Annotated in this window: 21 protein-coding genes; 15 read left to right on the top strand and 6 right to left on the bottom strand. The window is 64.0% G+C overall.

Annotated features, from left to right (window positions below):
• Positions 1-29 precede the first annotated feature (29 nt).
• From AWB76_RS03710 to ubiM, 3 genes are all read right to left on the bottom strand, one after another.
• A complete protein-coding gene (locus tag AWB76_RS03710; RefSeq protein WP_061158762.1) occupies positions 30-446 on the bottom strand; it encodes a type II toxin-antitoxin system VapC family toxin in 417 nt (138 codons plus the stop codon).
• Complete coding sequence (locus tag AWB76_RS03705) at positions 433-681, bottom strand: hypothetical protein (protein WP_061158761.1); 249 nt, start codon at positions 679-681, stop codon at positions 433-435. The genes AWB76_RS03710 and AWB76_RS03705 overlap by 14 nt, the downstream gene beginning before the upstream one ends.
• 102 nt (positions 682-783) lie before the next feature.
• Complete coding sequence (gene ubiM, locus AWB76_RS03700; protein WP_244173204.1) at positions 784-1,986, bottom strand: 5-demethoxyubiquinol-8 5-hydroxylase UbiM; 1,203 nt, start codon at positions 1,984-1,986, stop codon at positions 784-786.
• A 119-nt stretch (positions 1,987-2,105) separates the two neighbouring features.
• Between ubiM and AWB76_RS03695 the strand changes: the two genes are divergently transcribed.
• The 13 genes from AWB76_RS03695 (at position 2,106) to AWB76_RS03635 (ending at position 13,877) form a co-directional block, all read left to right on the top strand.
• Entirely contained in the window at positions 2,106-2,783 is a 678-nt protein-coding gene (locus AWB76_RS03695; RefSeq protein WP_061159005.1) for an SDR family oxidoreductase, read from the top strand.
• 13 nt (positions 2,784-2,796) lie between these two features.
• Positions 2,797-3,405, top strand: coding sequence for a glutathione S-transferase family protein (locus AWB76_RS03690; protein ID WP_061158760.1), 609 nt, complete (start codon positions 2,797-2,799; stop codon positions 3,403-3,405).
• Positions 3,402-3,821: a YchJ family protein gene (locus AWB76_RS03685; protein WP_061158759.1), complete on the top strand. Its 420-nt coding sequence runs from the start codon at positions 3,402-3,404 to the stop codon at positions 3,819-3,821. The genes AWB76_RS03690 and AWB76_RS03685 overlap by 4 nt, the downstream gene beginning before the upstream one ends.
• A gap of 332 nt (positions 3,822-4,153) precedes the next feature.
• The gene (locus tag AWB76_RS03680) at positions 4,154-5,410 is read left to right on the top strand and encodes a dienelactone hydrolase family protein (RefSeq protein ID WP_061158758.1); all 1,257 of its coding nucleotides are present in this window, start codon (positions 4,154-4,156) and stop codon (positions 5,408-5,410) included.
• Positions 5,411-5,695: 285 nt separating this feature from the next.
• Positions 5,696-7,006: an adenosylmethionine--8-amino-7-oxononanoate transaminase gene (locus AWB76_RS03675; RefSeq protein ID WP_061158757.1), complete on the top strand. Its 1,311-nt coding sequence runs from the start codon at positions 5,696-5,698 to the stop codon at positions 7,004-7,006.
• The gene (gene bioF / locus AWB76_RS03670; protein ID WP_061158756.1) at positions 7,003-8,202 is read left to right on the top strand and encodes an 8-amino-7-oxononanoate synthase; all 1,200 of its coding nucleotides are present in this window, start codon (positions 7,003-7,005) and stop codon (positions 8,200-8,202) included. The genes AWB76_RS03675 and bioF overlap by 4 nt, the downstream gene beginning before the upstream one ends.
• On the top strand, positions 8,199-8,900 hold the full coding sequence (gene bioD, locus AWB76_RS03665) for a dethiobiotin synthase (RefSeq protein WP_061158755.1): 702 nt from the start codon (positions 8,199-8,201) through the stop codon (positions 8,898-8,900). Before bioF ends, bioD begins: the two co-directional genes overlap by 4 nt.
• A 4-nt stretch (positions 8,901-8,904) precedes the next feature.
• A complete protein-coding gene (gene bioB / locus AWB76_RS03660) occupies positions 8,905-9,948 on the top strand; it encodes a biotin synthase BioB (RefSeq protein ID WP_061158754.1) in 1,044 nt (347 codons plus the stop codon).
• A gap of 13 nt (positions 9,949-9,961) precedes the next feature.
• Positions 9,962-10,903: a 2-hydroxyacid dehydrogenase gene (locus AWB76_RS03655; protein WP_061158753.1), complete on the top strand. Its 942-nt coding sequence runs from the start codon at positions 9,962-9,964 to the stop codon at positions 10,901-10,903.
• A 23-nt stretch (positions 10,904-10,926) separates the two neighbouring features.
• Positions 10,927-11,850 (top strand): hydroxymethylglutaryl-CoA lyase, encoded by a 924-nt coding sequence (locus AWB76_RS03650; protein ID WP_061158752.1) that lies wholly within the window; start codon positions 10,927-10,929, stop codon positions 11,848-11,850.
• A gap of 16 nt (positions 11,851-11,866) precedes the next feature.
• Positions 11,867-12,364 carry a YbaK/EbsC family protein gene (locus AWB76_RS03645; RefSeq protein WP_061158751.1) on the top strand — a complete coding sequence of 166 codons (498 nt, stop codon included), beginning with the start codon at positions 11,867-11,869 and terminating at the stop codon, positions 12,362-12,364.
• A gap of 35 nt (positions 12,365-12,399) precedes the next feature.
• Positions 12,400-12,957: a DUF1289 domain-containing protein gene (locus AWB76_RS03640; protein ID WP_244173218.1), complete on the top strand. Its 558-nt coding sequence runs from the start codon at positions 12,400-12,402 to the stop codon at positions 12,955-12,957.
• A 29-nt stretch (positions 12,958-12,986) separates the two neighbouring features.
• The gene (locus tag AWB76_RS03635; protein ID WP_061159004.1) at positions 12,987-13,877 is read left to right on the top strand and encodes an MBL fold metallo-hydrolase; all 891 of its coding nucleotides are present in this window, start codon (positions 12,987-12,989) and stop codon (positions 13,875-13,877) included.
• A gap of 177 nt (positions 13,878-14,054) precedes the next feature.
• Here the strand turns inward: AWB76_RS03635 and AWB76_RS03630 are convergent, their stop codons facing one another.
• A complete protein-coding gene (locus tag AWB76_RS03630) occupies positions 14,055-14,957 on the bottom strand; it encodes an alpha/beta fold hydrolase (RefSeq protein ID WP_061159002.1) in 903 nt (300 codons plus the stop codon).
• Between the two features lie 262 nt (positions 14,958-15,219).
• Here AWB76_RS03630 and AWB76_RS03625 point away from each other — a divergent pair, with 262 nt between their 5' ends.
• Complete coding sequence (locus AWB76_RS03625; RefSeq protein WP_061158750.1) at positions 15,220-16,182, top strand: NAD(P)H-dependent flavin oxidoreductase; 963 nt, start codon at positions 15,220-15,222, stop codon at positions 16,180-16,182.
• Between the two features lie 73 nt (positions 16,183-16,255).
• Here the strand turns inward: AWB76_RS03625 and AWB76_RS03620 are convergent, their stop codons facing one another.
• Complete coding sequence (locus AWB76_RS03620; RefSeq protein WP_061158749.1) at positions 16,256-17,365, bottom strand: porin; 1,110 nt, start codon at positions 17,363-17,365, stop codon at positions 16,256-16,258.
• 504 nt (positions 17,366-17,869) lie between these two features.
• Positions 17,870-18,238 carry a hypothetical protein gene (locus tag AWB76_RS03615; protein ID WP_061158748.1) on the bottom strand — a complete coding sequence of 123 codons (369 nt, stop codon included), beginning with the start codon at positions 18,236-18,238 and terminating at the stop codon, positions 17,870-17,872.
• A gap of 512 nt (positions 18,239-18,750) precedes the next feature.
• On the opposite strand from AWB76_RS03615, the gene AWB76_RS03610 reads away from it, so the two are divergent.
• Positions 18,751-19,770: a bile acid:sodium symporter family protein gene (locus AWB76_RS03610; protein ID WP_061158747.1), complete on the top strand. Its 1,020-nt coding sequence runs from the start codon at positions 18,751-18,753 to the stop codon at positions 19,768-19,770.
• Positions 19,771-19,935: the final 165 nt, after the last annotated feature.

The raw sequence follows: 19,935 nt of genomic DNA, 5'->3' as shown, positions 1-19,935 counted from the left end.
CGCGTTGCGCGCCGGGCCGGCTCTCGTTGCTATTCGAAGGGGTTAATCATTTTGACGCCCACAGTCTCGAAATCCCTGACATTGCGCGTGACCACCGTCAGATTGCGAGCCAGGGCCGTTGCCGCAATGAGCCTGTCTACCGCAGGCTCCGGATGCCGCGCACGAAGACGTCCCCACAATTCTCCGATCCTCCTGTCCACGGGCACGATCTTCTTGTCATAGCTGCGAAGGACACCCCTCAGCCACGCCTCCATATTCTCTGCCTGCGGGGCGTCGCCCCTGTGGCGCAGCGAATCGACCCCACGTCGAAGTTCGCCGACAGTGACGACGGACAGGTATATTTTTTTCCGTCTTCGTCTGGCATCCTCAAAAAACGCGCGAACACCTTCGTTCGCGCGCTCTTCCCGTCTGGTCTCGCTGATGACATTCGTATCAGCCAGAAACATCGGACGCTCCGTTGTCGGCATGACGATCGAAGATGGCGTCCTCGCAGTCGATCTTCGGAAAACTCAACAGCGCGTCGATGAAGCCCACGTCATCGTCATCGTCCGGCTCGCCCATCTGCCTTCGCACCTCTGCCTCGATTTCGCTGCGTCGTGCCGAATATTCCTGGATCTCCTTGAGCCATTCCGGGTCGATATTCGACGGTAACTCTCCTTGAATGATCTTGAATTCGCGCATGGCTTTCCTCCTTGCTGAGCGTTGCGAACAGCGAGACTTTACTCCAACTTCATCAGCATCCCTACTCATCCGAAAGATATAGGAATTTCCGCAAACGACCGCTCATCTTCCCGCGAGCGACATCGCCACGGCGCGCTTGAACGGCGTCAACGTTTCTCCGATCCGCAACATCGCATCACGCGCGATGCGCGCCGGCAGCGAGTCATGCGTATAGACCTCCGTGATGAATCGCGTGATCAGATAAAGCGGCCGCGTGTCCTGCCGATGCGTCTGCTCATAGCGCGCAAGCAGCGCATCGCCGGCGATATCGAACCCTGCCGCGCGCGCATCGCGGATCGACCGGGACAGCATCTCGATGCCCGCCAGCCCGAAATTGAACCCATGCGCCGTCACCGGATGCATGCCGACCGCCGCATCGCCGACTGTCGCGAAACGCTTCGCCACGAAGCGCTTCGGATAAACCGACACCAGCGGATACACATGCCGCGTCGTGCGCAGCGACATCGCACCAAGCCGGCGCTCGAAACGGCGTTCGATCTCGCGATCGAAGGCGTCCGCATCGAGCTGGCTCAATCGATCGATGTCGCGCGCCTCCAGCGTCACGACCACCGACGACCGGTGCGCGCCGCTTTCCGGATCAGGATTCATCGGCAGCAGCGCGAGCGTCTGCCCGTGGCCGAACCACTCCCACGCCGCGTGATCGTGCGGCTTGTCGTGCGTCATGCAGCAGACCAGCATCGACTTGCCGAAATCGTGCATGTCGGCGGCGATGCCCATCATGCGGCGCGTCGCGGAGAAACGGCTGTCCGCCGCGACGACGAGCTGCGCCGCGATCGTCGCGCCGCTTTCGAGCCGCACGCGCGCGCCGCAGGCATCGGTATCGACATCGATCACGCGCTCCGATGCCATGATGCGGATATCCGCGCCCGCTGCGCGAAGAGGCTCGAGCGCGTCGAACGCGGCGCGCCGGATCAGATGATTCGACACGAGCCATCCAAGCTCCGCGTGACCCGATAGCGCATGTCCGATCTTCAGCGCGAACGTCGACGAACCATTGAAGACGCGCGCGTCGGCGAGCTGCGATTTCGCGTGCGCATCGATGCGCTCCCACACGCCGAGCGTCTTCAGAAACGCGACGGATTTCTGTGTCATCGCGATCTCGCGTCCGTCGAACGCGGGCTCGCGCAGCGCGTCGACGCTTTGCTGCTCGACGAGCACGATCGACAAACCCGCGCCACTCAGCGCATTCGCGAGACACAGGCCCGCCGGCCCCGCGCCGACGATCACGACATCGGTTTGCATCATCTTTCCGGTCTTACTGGTTGAAAGCGCACAACATTAGCCGAAAGGCCGGCGGTTGATCCGCGACAGCGGGTCGCGCGTTATAGTCATCTTCATCTGTTCACACAAGGAACATGTCGCTCATGAAAACGGTACTGATCGTCGGCGCGTCGCGCGGCCTCGGCCACGAATTCGCACGCGAATACTGTCGTGACGGCTGGCGCGTGCTCGCCACCGCCCGCGACAAAACCTCGCTTTCCGCGCTCGACGCGATGGGCGCGCAAACCTTCTCCCTCGACGTCACGCAGCCCGAGCAGATCGCCGCGCTCGCGTGGCAGCTCGACGAGGAAAAGCTGGACGTGGCGATCGTCGTGTCGGGCGTGTACGGACCGCGCACCGAAGGCGTCGAAACGATCGGCCCCGAAGACTTCGATCAGGTCATGCACACCAACGTGCGCGGCCCCATGCAACTGATTCCCGTGCTTCTGCCGCTCACCGATGCCGCGAGCGGCGTGCTCGCGGTCGTGTCGAGCAAGATGGGCAGTATCGGCGGGGCGAGCGGCACGACCGGCTGGCTGTATCGCGCGAGCAAGGCGGCGCTCAATTCGGCGCTGAAGGTGGCGTCGCTGGAAACGCGGCATTCGGCGTGCATCGCGCTGCATCCGGGCTGGGTGCGCACGGAAATGGGCGGGCCGTCGGCGGCGATCGACGTCGCGCACAGCGTGTCGGGCATGCGCGCGGTGATCGCCGAGGCGGGCGCGATGCACGACGCATTCAACGGGACCTTCGTGCAGTACGACGGAACGAAACTGGAATGGTGAGAAAGGAGCGAATGTGAGTTATCAGGTACACGGCGTGTCCCCATCGGGCAACTGCTACAAGGTTCGGCTCGTCCTCGAACAGCTTGGCCAGCCTTACGTCTGGCACGAAGTCGACATGATGAACGGCGCCACACGCACCGGCGAGTTCAGACGGCTCAATCCGAACGGCAAGGTGCCGGTGCTCGTCATCGACGAAAACACGACGCTCGCCGAATCCGGCGCGATCCTCTGCTATCTCGCCGACGGCACGCCGCTCCTGCCCGATGACCGGCTCGAACGCGCGCAAGTGCTGCAATGGATGTTCTTCGAGCAGTACAGCCACGAGCCGTATGTCGCGGTGGCGCGGTTCATCCTGCAATTTCAGAAAAATCCCGGCGACGCCCGTCTGCCCGAAAAAATCGCCGGCTCGTATCGCGCGCTCGACGTGATGGAGCAGCATCTCGCGACGCGCACGTTTTTCGTCGGCGAGCGCTACACCGTCGCGGATATCGCGCTGTACGCATACACGCACGTCGCGGACGAAGCGAACGTCGATCTGTCGCGCTATCCCGCGATCCGCGCGTGGCTCGAACGCGTGCGCAGCCAGCCGCGTCACGTCGAGATGCCGGGTGTCGATCAATGAAGCCGGTGGACTGTCCCTGCGGCGGCGCCGCGCCCGATCAGCGCGCAAATGCGCGCGCGCCGCGCTACGAAGCGTGTTGCGGACGATTCATCGAAGGCGGCGAAAAGCCCGCTGACGCGATGGAACTGATGCGCTCGCGCTACACCGCCTACGTGCTCGGCGACACCGCGTATTTGCGCGCGACCTGGGCCGAATCGACCTGCCCGCCCGATCTCGACGCCTCCGACGCCGGCACGCGCTGGCTCGGCTTGCAGATCAAACGCCACACGCCGATCGACGCGAACCACGAAGAGGTCGAGTTCGTCGCCCGCTACAAGGTCGACGGGCGCGCGCATCGACTGCACGAAGCCAGCCGCTTCATGCGCAACAATGCGGGCGACTGGATTTACGTCGATGGTCAGATAAAAGAAAAGTAAATAATTCTTTAAGAAATATGCGGTGGCACGCGGTATTAATTTCCTAAGAATTTCCTTTCAGATTAAACAGTTACGGGGTACCACTTATTGTGCAGTGCAATTTTGAACGGTTAATCTCTGTTCACGTCAGGGCGCAGTCATTCCCGTGCCCGGACACTCGCAGCGAAGCCCCGTTTTGAAGCCAATTGTCATGCCTTTTCCGGGCATGACTCCCGGAACCCGCAGCCGATACTGCTCAAATCGAGCAGCGCGATAGGTTTGTGACTTCAAAAATTGACGTTCGGGGCCACGCGGTATCCACGTCTTTTTGGAAGCGCAGTCGGAGTTCACGGATGGCGATCAGAACCTGGTTGGTCGGATGCAGCATGATGTGCGCGCTCGCGGCATCGCTCGTCACGTCCGCCGTGCGTGCCGAACCGATCGGCGGCGTACGTCAAACCGAAGGCCTCCAGGCAGCCGCGTTCGGCCAGCCGCTTTCCCGCATTCCCGATTCGCTCGACGCGGGCCTCCCCGTCGTCGCCAATGGACTGAACGAAAGCGTCGTCCAGATTCCCGAAGCCGACATCTCGCTCGAAACCACGGTGTTCAAGCCGGACGGCGCCGGTCCGTTCCCGATGATCGTCTTCAATCACGGCAAGCTCCCCGGCGATTCGCACGCGCAACCGCGCAACCGCCCGGTCGCGCTCGCGCGTGAATTCGTGCGTCACGGTTATGTCGTCGTCGTGCCGAACCGCCGCGGCTTCGCGGGCTCGGGCGGCGACTACACCGGCCACGGCTGCGATGTCGAGGCGAACGGTTTCGCGCAGGCGCAGGACGTCGCCGCGACCGTCGCTTACATGAGCGCGCAGTCTTACGTCGACAAGACGCATATCGTCGTCGCGGGCACGTCGCACGGCGGGCTGACGACCATCGCCTACGGCGCGCGCGATGCGGTCGCGGCGCCGGGCGTGCGCGGTCTCATCAACTTCTCGGGCGGCCTGCGTCAGGACGAATGCACGGGCTGGCAGAAGAATCTCGTCAACGCGTTCGGCGACTACGGCCAGAACGTGCGCCTGCCGTCGCTGTGGCTCTACGGCGACAACGATTCGGTCTGGCAAGGCGATCTGTCCGCGCAGATGTTCACCGCGTTCACCGCGCACGGCGCGCGCGCGAACATGGTCGATTTCGGCACCTACAAGAACGACGCGCACCGGCTCGTCGGCGATCGCGACGGCGTGCAGATCTGGTGGCCGCGCGTGAAGGCCTTCCTCGCGCAGATCGGCATGCCGACCGCCGTGCAGTATCAGGTGTCCGAGCCGAATATGCCGGACGCGACCCATTTCGCGGACCTCGATTCCGTGCAGGCCGTTCCGTTCGTCGATGAAAACGGCCGTGCAGGTTACCGCAACTTTCTTTCGCAGTATTCGAGCCGCGCGTTCGCCGTGTCCGATTCGGGCGCGTGGTCGTGGGCCGAAGGCGGCGACGATCCGATGTCGGTCGCCATCGCGAGTTGCCAGAAGCAGAGCGCCGATCCGTGCCGCCTCTACGCGGTGAACAATCGCGTCGTCTGGCACGATCAGGTGGCCGGCACGCAGACCGCATCGCGCTAAAACCGTTTTTCCGCTTGCTGAGAACGCCGGCCTTCGCGCCGGCGTTTTTGCGTCGATCGCACCTTAACGCTTCCAGTTGACCGACGTTGCACGCGATAGCGCGTTTTCGCATTTCCATTGCGCGTGCACGCACGCTCAAAAAACCTTCCGATTACGGAAGGTTGGCCACGTTTTAGGGATAATTGACTCGCGCAGTTTGTTCGCAGTCTTCCCCGTAACGCAGGCGTCCCGGCGTCTGCCCGAAGTATCCGGCCCGCGTCGCGCACGCGTGCCTGGGAGCCGTTTTTGAACACAGAAGCCAATCAGGATTGGGTTGCCCGCTCGCTCGCGGCCGTGTGGCATCCGTGCAGCCAGATGAAACATCACGAGCGCGTGCCGCTCGTGCCGATCGCGCGTGGCAAGGGCGCGTGGCTCTACGACCACGAAGGCCGTCGCTATCTCGATGCAATCAGCTCGTGGTGGGTGAACCTCTTCGGCCACGCGAACGACGACATCAACCGCGCGCTCAAGGATCAGCTCGACACGCTCGAACACGCGATGCTCGCGGGCTGCACGCACGCGCCCGCCGTCGAGCTGGCCGAGCGCCTTTCGTCGCTCACGCAGCGCACGCTCGGTCATGCGTTTTTCGCGTCCGATGGCGCATCGGCGGTCGAAATCGCGCTGAAGATGAGCTTTCACTGCTGGCGCAATCGCGGCCAGAGCGAGAAACGCGAGTTCGCGTGCCTCGCGAACAGCTACCACGGCGAAACGATCGGCGCGCTCGGCGTGACCGACGTCGCCATTTTCAAGGACGCATACGATCCGCTGATCCGTCACGCGCATGTGGTCGCGTCGCCGGCGGCGGTCGGCGTCGATGAAGCCATCGCCGCGATGCGCGCGCTCTTCGAGCAACGCGCGTCGACGCTCGCGGCGGTCATCGTCGAGCCGCTCGTGCAGTGCGCGGCTGGCATGGCGATGTACGACGCGCCGTATCTCACGCGTCTGCGTGCGTTGTGCGACGAATTCGGCGTGCATCTGATCGCCGATGAAATCGCGGTCGGCTGCGGGCGCACCGGCACTTTTTTCGCGTGCGAGCAGGCGGGCATCTGGCCGGATTTCATGTGCCTGTCGAAGGGCATCAGCGGCGGTTACCTGCCGCTTTCGATCGTCCTGACGCGCGACGACATCTACGCCGCCTTCTACGACGACGACGTGACGCGCGGCTTCCTGCATTCGCATTCGTACACGGGCAATCCGCTCGCGTGCCGCGCCGCGCTCGCGACGCTCGATCTGTTCGAAAGCGCGAACGTGCTCGCCGAAAACAGACGCAAATCGGCGCTGCTGGGCGAGACGTTGCGCGCGCACTTCGGCAAGCACGAACGCGTGAAGAACCTGCGCCATTGCGGCACGATCTTCGCGTTCGACGCCGACATCGACGACAAGACCTTCTCGCGCCGCTTCTTCGCGAACGCGTTGCAGCGCGAACTGCTGATGCGGCCCATCGGCACGACGGTCTACATGATGCCGCCGTACATCCTCACCGACGACGAACTGCTGCTGCTCGCCCAACGCACGCGCGACACGCTCGACGCCACGCTTGCCGGGGATGCCGCATGAAGCACACATCGCAGGCGTTGTACGACACGCTGAAACAAGGTCTCGCCGATATCGACGCGCGCGGCCTGCGCCGCCGGCGCAAGACCATCGACGGCGCGTGTTCGGCGCATATGACCGTCGATGGCCGCGAGATCATCGGTTTCGCGAGCAACGACTATCTCGGCCTCGCCGCGCACGAAGCGATCCGCGCGGCGCTCGCGGAAGGCGCGTCGCTCTTCGGCGCGGGCAGCGGCGGCTCGCATCTGCTCGGCGGGCATTCACGCGCGCACGCGAAACTGGAAGACGATCTCGCCGCGTTCTCGGGCGGTTTCGTCGACAACCCGCGCGCGCTCTACTTCAGCACCGGCTACATGGCGAACCTCGCGGTCGTCACGGCGCTGGCCGGACGCGGCACGCTCGTGTTCTCCGATGCGCTCAACCACGCATCGCTGATCGACGGCGTGCGTCTGTCGCGCGCGGAAACGCAGATCTATCCGCACGCGGACATGGACGCGCTCGACGCCATGCTCGACGCCTCGCGCGATGAAGCCGCGACGAAGCTCATCGTCACCGACACCGTGTTCAGCATGGACGGCGATATCGCGCCGCTCGCGCGTCTCGTCGAACTGGCGGAGAAGTACGGCGCGTGGCTCATCGTCGACGACGCGCACGGCTTCGGCGTGCTCGGCCCGCAAGGACGCGGCGCACTCGCGCATTACGCGTTGCGCTCGCCGCATCTCGTCTATGTCGGCACGCTCGGCAAGGCGGCGGGTGTGTCGGGCGCGTTCGTCGCGGCGCATGAGACGGTCATCGAATGGCTGATTCAGCGCGCACGTCCGTATATCTTCACGACGGCGTCGGCGCCGGCGGTCGCGCATGCGGTGTCGAAGAGCATCGAGATCATTGCCGGCGATGAAGGCGACGCACGGCGCGCGCATCTCGCATCGCTCATCGACACCACGCGCGCGATGTTGAAACGCACGCGCTGGATGCCCGTCGATTCGCTTACCGCCGTGCAGCCGCTCGTGATCGGCGGCAACGACGAAACGCTGGAAATCGCCGCCGCGCTCGACAAGCACGGTCTCTGGGTGCCCGCGATCCGTCCGCCGACCGTGCCCGCCAGCACGTCGCGCCTGCGCATTTCGCTTTCCGCCGCGCACAGCGAGGACGATCTCGCGCGGCTCGATCACGCATTGAACGCATTGAATACGCTATGACCGCTTTATCGATATTCGTCGCCGGAACCGATACGGAAATCGGCAAGACGTTCGTCTCCTGCGCGCTGCTGCACGGCTTCGCGCGCGCGGGCCTGCGCGCCGCCGCGATGAAGCCGATCGCGTCGGGCGCCGTGCTGCGCGACGGCGTGCTGCACAACGAAGACGCCGATCAGCTCGATGCCGCCGCAAACGTCGCGCTGCCCGACGACATCCGCACGCCGTTCATGATGCGCGAGCCGATCGCGCCGCATATCGCGGCGGCGCGCGAGGGCATCGCTCTGGACATCGGGCGCATCGTCGACGCGCATCACGTCGCGATGACACAAGCGGATATCGTCGTGGTGGAAGGCGTCGGCGGTTTTTGCGTGCCGCTCGACGACACGCACGACACCGCCGATCTCGCCGTCGCGCTGAATCTGCCGGTCGTGCTCGTCGTCGGCATGCGGCTCGGCTGCATCAGCCATGCGCTCTTGACGGTCGAAGCCATCGCCGCGCGCGGACTGACGCTCGCGGGCTGGGTCGCGAATCGCGTCGATCCGAATATGCTGTATCCCGACGAAAACATCGCAACGCTCAAACGACGTATCGAGGCGCCGCTCATCGGCGTGATTCCGCATTTCGCGGCAGCCGATGCCTCGCGCGCCGCCGATTCGCTCGATATCGGCCTTCTGACTCACCCGCTTCATCGAAAGGATTGAATTCATGACACAGCACATCGCCACTGAGACCACTTCCAAGGCCACGCCGCAGCCAATGCAGCGCTGGCGCGTCGCCGATGTCGTCGCGCTGTACGCGTTGCCGTTCAACGATCTGCTTTACCGCGCGCAGACCGTGCATCGCGAGCACTTCGATCCGAACGCGGTGCAGCTCTCCACGCTGCTGTCGATCAAGACCGGCGGCTGCGAGGAAGACTGCGCGTACTGCCCGCAGTCGGTGCATCACGACACCGGCCTGAAAGCCGAAAAGCTGATGGACGTCGACGAAGTGCTGAAGGCCGCCGAAGTCGCGAAGTCGAACGGCGCGACGCGCTTCTGCATGGGCGCGGCGTGGCGCAATCCGAAGGATCGCCATCTGGAGCCGATCAAGGACATGATCCGCGGCGTGAAGGCGATGGGCCTCGAAACCTGCGTGACGCTCGGCATGCTCGAAGCGCATCAGGCGCAAGGTCTGCGCGATGCCGGCCTCGATTACTACAACCACAATCTGGATACATCGCCGGAGTTCTACGGCCAGATCATCTCGACGCGCACGTACCAGGATCGCCTCGACACGCTCGAACACGTGCGCGACGCGGGCATCAATGTGTGTTGCGGCGGGATCGTCGGGATGGGCGAATCGCGACGCGAGCGCGCCGGGCTGATCTCGCAGCTCGCGAACATGGAGCCGTATCCGGAGTCGGTGCCGATCAACAATCTCGTGCAAGTCGCGGGCACGCCGCTCACCGGCATCGACGCGCTCGATCCGTTCGAGTTCGTGCGCACGATCGCGGTCGCGCGCATCACGATGCCCAAAGCGATGGTGCGTCTGTCCGCCGGCCGCGAGCAGATGGACGAGGCGTTGCAGGCGCTGTGCTTCGCGGCGGGCGCGAACTCGATCTTCTACGGCGACCAGCTTCTGACGACGAGCAACCCGCAAGCCGAAGCGGACCGCAAGCTGATCGAGCGGCTCGGCATGCGCGCGGAAGCGGCGCAGAACGTCGGCGCGCAGGAAACCGGGCGCGGCTGCGGACACCAACACGCGAGCTAATACACACGCGGCCATGAAAATCATCTTCTACGAAAAGGGCGCCGATATCGACGCGTGGCTCGGCGGCCTGCGACGCGAGCTGCCGGATGCCGACCTGCGCGTGTGGGAGCCGGGCGACACGGCGCCCGCCGATTACGCGATCGTCTGGCGCGCGCCGCGCGAGCTCTTCGCGAATCGGCCCGATCTTCAGGCTGTGTTCAATCTCGGCGCGGGCGTCGATGCCATTCTGGACGTCGAACGCAAGGAACCCGGCACGCTGCCGCCGAACGCGAAGCTCGTGCGTCTCGAAGACACCGGCATGGCGCAGCAGATGGTCGAATACGCGACGTACTGCGCGCTGCGCTACCTGCGCCGCTTCGACGAATACGACGCGCTGCAACGCGAACGCCGCTGGGAAAAGCGGCCGCAGCACGCGCGTGAGTCATTCACGGTCGGCGTGCTCGGGCTCGGCGTGCTGGGCGCGGAAGTCGCGAAGGGATTGCTGAAGCTCGGCGTGCCGGTGCGCGGCTACAGCCGCTCGCCGAAGACGATCGAAGGCGTGCACGTCCACGCGGGCGCGGACAAGTTCGACGCGTTCCTCGACGGCGTGAACATGCTCATCAACCTGCTGCCGCACACGCCGGACACCGAAGGCATTCTGAACGCGCGCACGTTCGGCAAGCTCGCGCGCGGCGCGTATCTCGTGAACGTGGCGCGCGGCCCGCATCTCGTCGATGCCGATCTGCTCGCCGCGCTCGACAGCGGCCAGCTCGCCGCCGCGACGCTCGACGTGTTCCACCACGAGCCGCTGCCGCAGGATCATCCGTTCTGGACGCATCCGCGCGTGTCGGTGACGCCGCACATATCGGCGGAAACGCTGCGCGAGGAAAGCATCGTGCAGATCGCCGGCAAGATCAAAGCGCTCGCGCGCGGTGAGCCGATCAGCGGCATCGTCGATTTCAAGCGCGGCTATTGAGAACACATCACAAGGAGCGAGACATGATTCCGTCAAAAGTGAAAATCGTCGAAGTCGGGCCGCGCGACGGCCTGCAGAACGAAAAGGCGTTCGTGCCCACCGAAACCAAGATCGAGCTCGTGAACCGGCTCGCGCGCGCAGGTCTGGTGAACGTGGAATCGACATCGTTCGTGTCGCCGAAATGGGTGCCGCAAATGTCCGACGCCGCCGCCGTCATGGCCGGCATCGAGCGCCGTCCGGGCACGATCTACTCCGTGCTCACGCCGAACATGCGCGGCTTCGAAGGTGCGCTCGAATCGAAGGCGGATGAAATCGTCATTTTCGGCGCGGCGAGCGAGGCGTTCTCGCAGAAGAACATCAATTGCAGCATCGCGGAGAGCATCGCGCGCTTCGAGCCGGTCGCGAAGGCCGCAAAGGACGCGGGCATGCGGCTGCGCGGCAGCATTTCGTGCACGCTCGGCTGTCCGTATCAGGGCGAAGTGAGCATCGAATCGGTCGTGGATGTCGTCGAGCGGATGAAGGCGCTCGGCTGCGACGAAATCGATATCGCCGATACCATCGGCGTCGGCACGCCCAAACGCACGCGCGAAGTGCTCGCGGCGGCGCAGAAGGTGTTTCCGCGCGAGCGTCTTTCCGGGCACTTCCACGATACCTACGGGCAGGCCATCGGCAATATTTATGCGGCGCTGCTCGAAGGCATCGAGATTTTCCACGCGTCGGTGGCGGGGCTCGGCGGCTGTCCGTATGCGAAGGGCGCGACGGGCAATGTCGCGACGGAAGACGTCGTCTATCTGATGAACGGGCTCGGCATCGAAACGGGCGTCGATCTGGATCAGCTCGTCGATATCGGCGATTTCATTTCGCGCGCGATCGGCAAGCCGAGTTCGTCGCGCGCGGGCCGTGCGATCTTCACGAAAAAGCGCGACGGCGTGGCCGCCTGCGTCTGAACAGCAAAGGAAAACGATGATCGATCAGTTACCCGATTCCGCGCGCCGCGTCGCGCTTTTGTTGAAGGAACGCGGCCATCCGCATGACGTCGTGATGCTGCCCGAAACCGGCAAGACATCGGCGGAAGCGGCGGCCGGCCTCGGCTGCGCGGTCGCGCAGATCGCCAAGTCCATTCTCTTTCGCCGCAAGAAGGATGACGCGCCCGTGCTCGTGATCGCGAGCGGCGCGAATCGCGTCGACGAAGCGAAGGTCGCGGCGCGCGTCGGCCCTCTGGCGCGCGCGGACGCGAAGTTCGTGCGCGAGAAGACCGGCTACGCGATCGGCGGCGTGTGCCCGATTGGCCATGCGGTCACGCCCGTCACGCTCATCGACGAAGACTTGCTCGCGCTCGAAAGCCTGTGGGCCGCGGCCGGGCATCCGCACGCGGTGTTCAACTTGTCGCCGCAGGAGCTGATCGAGCTGACCGGCGCGCCGGTCGCGGATGTCGCGTTGCGCGAGACCGCGGAGTCATGACCGGCGTGGCGTCGCCGTGCGTCGACGTGTGCCGCATGAATCCGGAAACGGGCTTTTGCGACGGCTGCTTTCGCACCATCGACGAAATCGCGTCGTGGTCCGCCTATGACGATGACGCGAAACGCGCGGTGCTCGCGCGCGTCGAGAGCCGTCGTCAGGGCGCGCGCGTCGTGACGATCGGCGAATCGTTCGAAGCGACGCTCGCGTTGCCGCCCGATTCGATCAGGCATTTCGCGACGCTCGTCAACGATCTCAACCCCTTGCATCACGACGACGCCTATGCGCGCGCGAGCCGTTTCGGAACGCTGATCGCATCGGGCACGCAGCCCACCGCGCATCTGATGGCGATGCTCGCCGCGCATTTCTCGCAATACGCGCAGCCGCTCGGGCTGGAATTCGGCATCCGGCTGACGCGTGCGGTGAAGGCGCACGACGTGCTCACGATGTCCTGGCGCGTCACCGAAGCGAAGTGGAAAGCGAGCCTGAACGGCGATCTCGTGAAGCTCGAAGGCGGCGCGCGCAATCAGCTCGGCGAGACGGTGATGAAGGCGACGGCGACCATCGTCGTGATGCCGCTGGAGCAACCCGCGTGAAAACGCTTCCCGAGTCGCTTCCCGAGTCGATGACGGTATTCGAGCGCGGCTGGCTCTCGTCGAACAACGTGCTGTTCGCAAGCGCCGAAGGCACCGCGATCGTCGATACAGGCTACGCATCGCACGCGCCGCAAACGCTCGCGCTCGTGAAGCGGACGCTCGGCGCGCGCGCGCTCGATCTGATCGTCAATACGCATCTGCATTCGGATCATTGCGGCGGCAACGCGCTGCTTCAGCAGACGTACGCGTGCGACACGCTGATTCCCGCGAGCGAGGCGCACGCCGTGCGCGCGTGGGACGAAGACGCGCTCACCTTTCGCGCGACCGGCCAGCGCTGCGACCGCTTCGATTTCACGGGCACGATCGAGCACGGCGCGACGCTCGCGCTCGGCGGCTTCGACTGGAACGTGCTCGGCGCGCCCGGCCACGATCCGCATTCGCTGATGCTCCACTGTCCCGAGACGCGCGTGCTCATCAGCGCGGACGCGTTGTGGGAAAACGGCTTCGGCGTGATCTTTCCCGAACTGGAAGGCGACAGCGGTTTCGCGGAAGAGCGCGCGGTGCTCGAACTGATTTCGACACTCGATATCGATATCGTGATTCCCGGCCACGGCGCGCCCTTCACCGATGTCGCCCGCGCGCTCGACGTCGCCTCGTCGCGGCTCGATTATCTGCAGGCCGATCCCGCGCGCAACGCGAAAAACGCGCTCAAGGTGCTGATCGTCTTCAAGCTGATGGAAGTCCGCACGATGACGCTCGACGCGCTCGTCGCGATGACCACGCACGCACGCGCCATGCGTGCCGCCGCCGACGCGCTCGCGCCATCGGGCGAGCGTCGCGTGCTCATCGAAAAAATTGTCGGGGAACTGGCGCGCGGCGGTTCGGTGACCGTGAGCGGCGAGACCGTGTCGGCGGCGTGAAGCGCGCGGCGCACAAAAAGAAAGCCGCTTGTCAGCTACGGCAAGCGGCGGAATCATATGGACGTGATCAACGTCCAGCGTATCGTAGCGCGACACTATTTCACGTGCATCGGTGCTTTCCCTACAAATCTTTAACGGCCACCTGAATCCGCGTAAGACCCAATGCCGGCGCGGGTTTCAAGGCGCATCGGCCTCGAAGAACGCGAGCATTTCCGCGAGCAGCATGTCGGGCTGCTCCTCGGGAATGTAATGCCCGCACGGCAGCGCGCGGCCGCTCACGTCGCGCGCGACGCGCCGCCATGCTTCGAGCGCATCGAAGCATTTTTCGATCACGCCTTCCGCGCCCCACAACACGCGCAGCGGACACGCGATCTTCATGCCGCGTTCGAGATCGGCGCGGTCGTGTTCCAGGTCGATGCCCGCCGCCGCGCGATAGTCCTCGCACATCGCGAAAATCGCACCCGGCGATGCCAGCGCGTCGCGATACGCCTGCAACGCGTGCGGCGCGAACGGCGCGAGCCCCGCGTGCCGATTGCCCATCACGCGATCGATATACGCATTCGGATTGCCGCCGATCAGCAACTCCGGCAGCGGCGACGGCTGAATCAGCAGAAACCAGTGGAAATACGCGGTCGCGAATTCGCGGTCGGTGGCTTCGTACATCGCGAGCGTCGGGGCGATATCGAGCAGCATCAGGCGATCGACGGCATCGGGGAAATCCATCGCCATCCGATGCGCGACGCGCGCGCCGCGATCGTGCGCGCACACGAGAAAGCGCTCGAAGCCGAAGTGGCGCATCACCGCGACCTGATCGGCGGCCATCGCGCGTTTCGAATACGGCGTGTGGCGCGCGTCGCTCTTCGGTTTGCCCGAGGCGCCGTAGCCGCGCAAATCGGTGGCGATCACGGTGAAGTGTTTCGCGAGATCGGCGGCGCATTTGTGCCAGATTTCGTGCGTCTGCGGATGACCGTGCAGGAGCAGCAACGGCGGCCCGTCACCCCCTTTCATTCCGACGATTTCGACGCCCCCGGCATCGGCGCCGGCATTGACCCGAAAGGATTCGTAGTCTCCGAAGGACATGGTGTTTTCTTGTTCGTGGCGTTGCGGATCATTGTAGGCGCGCGCACCCGCTCGCCGGCGCGCGGCGGCCCCGCAAACCTCGAAACCGAATACTTCCTCGGGAAATGGCGGATATCTCAAAAATGGCGCCGCGCCTATAATCGAACGATCGTTCGATAGTCGAATGCCCGCGCTTTCCGGAAAATGATCGTGCGTGCCGAATCGGGCGCCAGTTTCTAGAATGATTTGAACGCTGCCCGGACACACTCAGGAGATTCGTGACATGGCCCTGCCCGCCATCTTGCAGCACCTCGCACTGCCCGTCGTCGGCTCGCCGATGTTCATCGTCAGCTATCCGGAACTCGTGCTCGCGCAATGCAAGGCGGGCATCGTCGGTTCGTTTCCGGCGCTGAACGCGCGTCCCGCCGAAATGCTCGACGAATGGCTCACGCAGATTCAGAGCGAGCTTGCGGCGCACAAAGCGGCGCATCCGGATGCCGTGATCGGACCGATCGCAGTCAATCAGATCGTGCATCAGTCGAACGCGCGGCTCGAACAGGACGTGCGCGTGTGCGTCGAGCACAAGGTGCCGATCTTCATCACGAGCCTGCGCGCGCCGGTCAGGGAGATGATCGACGCGGTGCATTCGTACGGCGGCATCGTGCTGCACGACGTCATCAATCTGCGGCACGCGCAGAAGGCGCTCGAAGCGGGCGTCGACGGCCTGATTCTCGTCGCGGCGGGCGCGGGCGGTCACGCGGGAACGACGTCGCCGTTCGCGCTCGTCGGCGAAGTGCGGCGCATGTTCGACGGCCCGATCGTGCTCTCGGGCGCCATCGCCAATGGCGGCTCGATTCTCGCGGCGCAAGCGATGGGCGCGGATCTCGCCTACATGGGCACGCGTTTCATCGCGACGAAGGAAGCGCACGCGCTGGACGACTACAAGCGCGCGATCGTCGATGCGACCGCCGCCGACATCGTCTACACGAACCTCTTCACGGGCGTGCATGGCAATTACATCCGCGAGAGCATCGTCAATGCGGGGCTCGATCCGGACGCGCTGCCGCTCTCCGATAAAACCGCGATGAACTTCGCCGAAGGCACGAGCAAGGCGAAAGCGTGGAAGGACATCTGGGGCGCGGGCCAGGGCGTCGGCCTGATGGAAGACGTGCCGAGCGTCGCGGAGCTGGTCGGACGCCTGAAGCGCGAATACGACGACGCGAAAGCGCGCCTCGCGATCGGCTGACGCTCTTTCGGTCGGTGCGAAAAGAAAACACCGCGCACGAGGCGCGGTGTTTTCTTTCCGGCGGACGCGCGGCTTAGAACTTCGCGCGGATGCCGACGCCGAAGGTATCGCCCGTCGACATGCCCGTGTACTTGTCGTTCAGGTACGCGGCATAGACGTCGGTGCGCTTCGACAGCGGATAGTCGTAGCCGAGCGCCCAGCTCTTGTGCGTCTGGTCGAGGCCGCCGTTGCTGCGCGAGTACGCATACGACGCCATCACCGTGCCCGGGCCGACCGGAATCGTCACGCCGCCCTGTCCGGTGTTGACGTGGAACGTGCCCGGACCTTCGTAGTCGTTCTTCGTGTACATGTACTGCGCGAAGAACTTGACGTACTTCATGTCATACGACGCGCCCAATTGGCCGACGCTCTGGCTCTTGTAGCCGGGCGTCGCGAAGCCGTCGACCGAAGTCAGATCGCCCGGCGTGTTGTTGAAGTTCACGTACTGATAAACGCCGGTCGCCGCGAACGGGCCGTGGAAGTACAGGAACTGCGCGCTGTACTTCTTCGAACGGCCGTCGCCCGCCTGATTGCCGAAGCTGTACATCACGCTGCCCGACAGGCCGTTGAAGTCAGGCGACGTGTACTGGACCGAGTTGTTCCAGCCCGAATCGCCGATCACGCCCTGATCCGTGCGATACGTCGGGAACGTGCCTGCGCCGAGGAACACGTGGTAGACCATCGGCGAGAAGACGTACGAGTCGACGAACGGGTTGAACAGAATCGTCGATACGAAGAGTTGCGTCGTCAGGCGGCCGGCGGTGAACGTGCCGATCGGACCTTGAATGCCGACGTACGAGTTGCGCGCGAAGAAGGTGTCGCCCTGGAAGCGCCCGTACTGGCCGTTCTGCGCGCGGAAGAAGCTTTCCAAGGTGAAGATGGCCTTGTAGCCGCCGCCCAGATCTTCGGCGCCCTTCAAGCCCCAGTATGACGTCGACATACCGCCGCCGCTCACGTTCCACGCACGATCACCACCCGGAAATTTCTGAGCGCCGACCCATTCGTCGACCTGCCCGTACAGCGAAACGCTCGACTGCGCGTGAGCCGCGCCCGTGGCAAAAAGGCCGAGCATCGCTGCGGCGACTGCGGTGGCTTTGACCGATGCTTTCACCGTAGTCGTCGCACGGTTGACGGTTGACTTCATGAACTCTCCTGTTCTTTGTCGAAAATTGAAATCTTGGCGGGCGAGTTGCGTTGCGCTCGCCTCGTCTGACCGGCTAACGGTTTAGTGGGCGAAGAGGCATCGCGTGTGGAGCGGCACCATCTTTACGGACCATTTATCCGGTCAAAAATGTTTTTGGTTATTACGGGTATAGCGGTTCGGATACTTCTCACCTGGCCCGGCTACTCATCGGGACGCGTCGCCTCAGACTCGCGACGGCCAATTCGACGACCGGCGCGACGCACAGCGAGTGCGGGCGCGCGTTTTCAGGCGTCGAAAGGCGTTTGAAATAAGAAAAACGGCATTTCCCCGCGCAAGGCGCATTGTCCTTGCGTGGAAAAAAGATCGGAATGTCTGATGAGAATCGGAGGCGCAACTGTGGCGAGATTACGTCATCGTGACAGCGGAACTAGACGCGCCAATAGTTTTTCGTTCCGCGCGATAAACGGCCGAGCCTGTTAGCCAAGTGTCGGGGAGACTCTGGGATCAGTTGCGATAGTTGCCGTTCGCCGGCGCGCGGCCGTCGTCCGCTGGACGCCCGGGCGGGCGTGGAAGGCTGCGCTCTTCGTTGTAGCGCGTGATGTCGGCGCGAATGGAACCCGCGCCGCGCATGGGCACCGCCTGATCGGCACGCGGGCCGGGACGGACTTCGGCGCTCACGGGCGTCAAACCGTCTTTCGCGGCGACCGGCGTGTAATGCAGCGATTGCCGGCTGGCCGCCGAATCGTTGAATACCGCCGACGACAGCCACTCGACGCGCGGCCCCGCAAGCGCAAGCGAACCCGCCACCGCGAGCGCGCCAAGCGCTGCGGATGCGAAAAGCCGGGTAGTCTTGCGAATGCTTATGAGCGCCATGTCGAAACAGCCTGGTCCGACGATATTCCCGCCCGCTCGACGAAAGCGCAGGGCTTTCGATCCAGACGGGCAACCGGCCGTAGTCGGAACAATCGAGCCATTGCATCGGGTGATGCAAAAACCCGCCAACCGGTGTATTCAACAATTTATTTCGAGCCGCGGCGGCAGTCGAGCCAAAAAGTGTTAGGCCTGCTCGATGGTTGTAACACTATGTTACGTCAGAGTTTTTCGCGTTTGCCGACCGTTTCGGACCACCAATCATGTTACGAAAAATTATGCTTGTCTGATGATTCTCCGGTGCCCAAATTGACGGGTTTCCGGCCCGAATGTTGCTGACTCGAACTTCCGGCCTGCGCGGTGGAAACCGTGCTTTCATGCGCATCGGGAATCAATCGATCCAGTAAATGAATTTGCCAATTTAATCGGGTACAAGCGAGAATCATGGTTTTTCCTGACTTGACGCACACAACGCCGCGCAGCGCGCCCGGCGTGTCCAGGTACGAGATCCTTTGATGGCACGGCCCAAACTTCTTCCCGACAACTTCACGCTGGCGCTTGTCGGCACTGTCATCATCGCCAGCGTTCTGCCGTGCCGCGGCAGCGCGGCGGTGGCGTTCAACTGGATCACTAACGTCGCCATCGGGTTGCTGTTCTTCCTGCACGGAGCAAAGCTGTCCCGCGAGGCGATCGTGGCCGGTGCGACGCACTGGCGGCTGCATCTGGTCGTGCTGCTCAGCACCTTCGCGCTCTTCCCGCTGCTCGGCCTCGTGCTCAAGCCGGTGCTGATGCCGCTCGTCACACCCGCGCTCTACACCGGCATCCTGTTCCTTTGCACGCTGCCGTCCACGGTGCAATCGTCCATTGCGTTCACGTCGATGGCGAAGGGCAACGTGCCGGCAGCCGTCTGCAGCGCGTCCGCGTCGAGCCTGCTCGGCATTTTCATCACGCCGGCGCTCGTCGGGCTGGTGGTGAGCAATCACGGCGCGACGACCGGCTCGCCGTGGCACACGGTGGGCAATATCACGCTGCAATTGCTCGTGCCGTTCATCGCGGGGCAATTGCTGCGGCCGGCTATCGGCAAATGGATCGACAAGCATCGCGCGCTGCTCAAATTCGTCGATCAGGGCTCGATCCTGCTCGTCGTGTATGTCGCGTTCAGCGAGGCCGTCAACGAAGGCATCTGGCACTCGATCTCCCTCTCGACGCTCGCGGGGCTGCTCGCGGTCAATATCCTGCTGCTGGCGGCCGCGCTGTTTATTACGGCATTCACGGCCAAGCGCCTTGGCTTTTCCCGCGCGGACCAGATCACGATCATCTTCTGCGGCTCGAAAAAGAGTCTCGCCTCCGGCATTCCGATGGCGAAGGTCATTTTCGCGTCGCATGCCGTCGGCGCGGTCGTGCTGCCGCTCATGCTGTTCCACCAGATTCAGTTGATGGTCTGCGCAGTGCTCGCGCAGCGCTGGGGTGCACGCAAGACCGCGCCCGACACGGCGCGCGAAGGCAAGAGCGTCGGAGCGCCCGCCCGCCGCTGAACCACTCCTTAGGTTCATCATCTTTCATCCTTCAGAAGGCCGCCCTGCGCGGCCTTTTGCTCATTTGAACCCGGCTGCACGCCGGCGTCGACTCGGCCGAATGGCGTAGGCCGGAAAACCTGATGCCTCTCATCTATTTACGAAAATGCGCTGCCGCGCGTCCGG

It is taken from the genome of Caballeronia temeraria, from assembly GCF_001544795.2.
Classification (GTDB): domain Bacteria; phylum Pseudomonadota; class Gammaproteobacteria; order Burkholderiales; family Burkholderiaceae; genus Caballeronia; species Caballeronia temeraria.
The sequence above is the reverse complement of the archived record's forward strand: the minus strand, read 5'-3'. Positions and strand labels throughout refer to the sequence as shown.